Origin of the sequence: Dietzia sp. B19 (assembly GCF_014145155.1) — a bacterium.
Classification (GTDB): Bacteria; Actinomycetota; Actinomycetes; order Mycobacteriales; family Mycobacteriaceae; genus Dietzia; species Dietzia natronolimnaea.
Genome location: NZ_JAALED010000367.1, coordinates 1 through 3,382, shown reverse-complemented (window position 1 = coordinate 3,382; position 3,382 = coordinate 1). Strand labels below are relative to the sequence as shown.

The 3,382-nt window shown below is 69.6% G+C and carries 4 protein-coding genes and 1 pseudogene; all 5 read left to right on the top strand.

Annotated elements, in window-relative coordinates; translation table 11 throughout:
- Nucleotides 1-269 (top strand): annotated as a pseudogene (locus G6020_RS10950) (Na(+)/H(+) antiporter subunit C); the annotation flags it as partial.
- Complete coding sequence (locus G6020_RS10945; RefSeq protein WP_182610650.1) at nucleotides 266-1,891, top strand: Na+/H+ antiporter subunit D; 1,626 nt, start codon at nucleotides 266-268, stop codon at nucleotides 1,889-1,891. The pseudogene G6020_RS10950 and the gene G6020_RS10945, both read left to right, overlap by 4 nt.
- Before the next feature lie 13 nt (nucleotides 1,892-1,904).
- On the top strand, nucleotides 1,905-2,546 hold the full coding sequence (locus G6020_RS10940) for a Na+/H+ antiporter subunit E (protein ID WP_241732672.1): 642 nt from the start codon (nucleotides 1,905-1,907) through the stop codon (nucleotides 2,544-2,546).
- A complete protein-coding gene (locus tag G6020_RS10935) occupies nucleotides 2,543-2,836 on the top strand; it encodes a monovalent cation/H+ antiporter complex subunit F (RefSeq protein WP_182610648.1) in 294 nt (97 codons plus the stop codon). Before G6020_RS10940 ends, G6020_RS10935 begins: the two co-directional genes overlap by 4 nt.
- Nucleotides 2,833-3,201 carry a monovalent cation/H(+) antiporter subunit G gene (locus G6020_RS10930; protein WP_182610647.1) on the top strand — a complete coding sequence of 123 codons (369 nt, stop codon included), beginning with the start codon at nucleotides 2,833-2,835 and terminating at the stop codon, nucleotides 3,199-3,201. The genes G6020_RS10935 and G6020_RS10930 overlap by 4 nt, the downstream gene beginning before the upstream one ends.
- The last annotated feature ends 181 nt before the right edge of the window (nucleotides 3,202-3,382 follow it).

Below are 3,382 nucleotides of genomic sequence, written 5' to 3'. Positions count from 1 at the left end.
TCGCCGACGACGCCGAGGACACCAAGATCGCCAAGCGCTCGCCCACCGACGCCTGGTCGGCACCCGACCGGGACCTGTCCGACGACCACACCACCGGTCAACCCACCGAGCTGGGAGACCACGTCGACTACGACGACGAGGACCTGGAGGAGGCCGAGGCGGAAGCCGAAGCGGAGGCCCGCGCCCGCGCCGCTGCCGCCTCGCGCGACCGCAGGCGGACGAGGCGCGACGACGGAACCCCGGACGACGGAAAGGAGGGTGGCCGGTGATCTCCCCCGAACTGTTCGGCTACCTCATCCCGTCCGTCGTTCTGATCCCCCTGCTCGCCGCGGCGCTGTGCCTGGTGGTCTCCCGCCGTCCCCGGGTCCAGAACATCATCACCATCGTCACCCTCACCGGGGTGCTGGTCATCGCCGGCATCCTGCTGGTGCTCACCGACCAACACGGCGTGCACACCGTGCAGGTGGGCGGCTGGGACGCACCCGTCGGGATCACCCTCGTGGCGGACCGGCTCAGCGCCCTCATGCTCTGCGTGTCGGCCATCGTGCTGCTGACGGTGATCATCTACGCCGTGGGGCAGGGCGTCCGCGACGGGGACGGCGACCAACCGACCTCGATCTTCCTCCCCACCTACCTGGCGCTCGCGGCGGGACTGAACGCGGCGTTCATCGCCGGCGACCTGTTCAATCTGTTCGTCGGGTTCGAGATGCTGCTGGCCGCGTCCTACGTCCTGCTCACGCTCGGCGCCAGCCAGGAACGAGTCCGCGCGGGGGTCTCCTACACCGTCGTGTCGATGGTGTCGTCGATGGTGTTCCTGCTGGGCATCGCGCTGACCTACTCGGCGGCGGGCACGCTGAACCTTGCCCAGCTGTCCATCCGGATGGCCGAGGTCCCGGACGGGCTGCGCAACACGATCTTCGCCGTGTTCCTGGTGGCGTTCGGCATCAAGGCCGCGGTCTTCCCGCTCTCGACCTGGCTGCCCGACTCCTACCCGACCGCGCCCGCGCCGGTCACCGCGGTGTTCGCGGGACTGTTGACCAAGGTCGGCGTCTACGCGATCATCCGCTTCCACACCCTCGTGTTCCCCGGCGGCTCCATGGACGGCGTCCTGCTGGTGGCGGGACTGCTGACGATGGTCATCGGCATCCTCGGCGCGATCGCACAGTCGGACATCAAACGAATACTGTCGTTCACCCTCGTCAGCCACATCGGGTACATGATCTTCGGCATCGCCCTGTCGACCGGCTACGGGCTGAGTGCGGCGATCTACTACGTCGGGCACCACATCATCGTGCAGACCACCCTGTTCCTGGTGGTCGGACTGATCGAGCGGCAGGCCGGGTCGTCCTCCCTGCGCCGCCTGGGCTCGCTCGCCGTGGCCAGCCCCGTCCTCGCCGTCGTCTTCCTCATCCCCGCCCTCAACCTCGGCGGGATCCCGCCCTTCTCCGGCTTCATCGGCAAGCTCGCGGTGGTCCAGGCCGGTGCCGAGGTCGGCGGACCGCTCATGTGGGTGCTCATTGCCGGGGCCATGGTCACCAGCCTGCTCACGCTCTACGTGGTGGTCCGCGTGTGGTCCAAGGCGTTCTGGCGCCCCCGCGCCGACGCCCCCGAGGGCGCGGTCGCCCTGGCCAAGCCGCTGGCCCTGCTGCCCTCCGACGAGTACGTGGAGTTCGACGAGCGCGAGGAGGTGGGCCGGATGCCGTTGAGCATGCTCGCCCCCACCATGGCCCTCATCGTGGTCTCCTTGTTGATGACGGTCTTCGCCGGCCCGCTGCTCGGGGTCACCGACCGGGCTGCCGAGAGCCTCATGGAGCGACATGACTACCTGGACACCATCCCCCTCGATTCCACGCCCGAACGCTACGTCGACTCCGTGACGGGGGTGCGCTGACATGGCCCGCAGGATGAGAGTCCGTCTCGACCCCCGGGTCGTCGGCTCACGAGTGTTCATGATGCTGTGGCTGACGGTCGCCTGGGTCATGCTCTGGGGGCCGGTCGAGGTCGGCACGATCGTCGCCGGGGTGCTCGTCGCGATCGTGGTGATGGTGCTGCTCCCGCTCCCGCGCGTCCCGGTGGAGGGTCTTCTCAGGCCCGTCTCCACGGTGTGGCTGGTGATCGTGGTGGCCTATTACCTCGTCCGCTCGTCGATCGCCGTGGCGTGGCTGTCCGTGCGCCCGCAGGCTCCGCCCCGGTCCGCCGTGCTCAGGGCACCGATGCAGCTCAAGTCGGACTTCACCCTCGCCCTGGCCGTCAACACCCTGAACCTCATGCCCGGCGGCATCGTCGTGCGCGTCGACCCGGTCGCGCGGTACGTGTACGTCCACGTCCTGGACGCCGGGAGTCCCGAGGCGGTCGAGAGGTTCCGTCGCCAGACCGCCCACGTGGAACAGTTGTACGTGCGCGCATTCGAACGTCCCGAGGACTGGCGACCCAGCCCGCAGCACTATTGCGCCCCCGCAGAGGAATACGGGACCAGCGGCCCCGAGCGCGTTGACGACCGCGACCGCCCACCCGAGCCCGTACGAGACAGCGAGGAGCACCGATGAGCCTGTCACTGCTGCTGTGGAGCGCGGCCGTGGTCGCCCTGACGCTCGCACTGTTCACCACGATGATCCGGCTGATCGGTGGACCCAACACCCTCGACCGGCTGATCTCCCTGGACATGCTCGCCGCCATCGCGCAGTGCGGGGTCGGGGTGTACATCGCCTGGAGCAAGGACACCACCGCCGCGGCCGCCCTCGTGGCGTTGGCGCTGGTCGCGTTCCTCGGATCGGTGTCCGTGGCCCGGTTCCGGGTCAGCGACTCCACCGGCGTCCACAAGGAGGCCCTCACATGACCGACGACCCCCGGGAGATCGTCTCCGCGCTGTTCGTCCTCGCCGGTGCGCTGCTCACCCTCGCCAGCGCCATCGGGCTGGTGCGCTTCCGCGACACCCTTAGCCGGATGCACCCGGCCGCCAAGCCACAGGTGCTGGGCCTGGTGCTCGTGCTGTTCGGCGCCAGCGTCCGGATCTTCCCGCACATCGACCTGGGAATGCTCCTGCTGGCCGGGATCGTGGCCGTGTGCACCGCCCCGGTGATCGCCAACCGCGTGGGAAACCTGGCGTATCACGAGAGCGTCGAGGACGGCACCATCACCCACGAGGCCCCGGTCCTGGAGAAGTTCCAGGCGAGCGAGGCCAATCGCAAGAACACGCCCTGACCGAGTCCCACCCGGCCGGCCCCCGGTATCCGCTCCGGCGCCTGCGCTCCAGGACACAGCCGCTCCCGGCCATGCTCTGGCACCTGCCCCGAGGTACGCGCGCGTGTACAGGCCCGGGGGCCGACGACTCGAGCCCCGCTCCCCTTCGCGGGGGCGGGGCTCGTTCGGTGGCGCGGGGCCG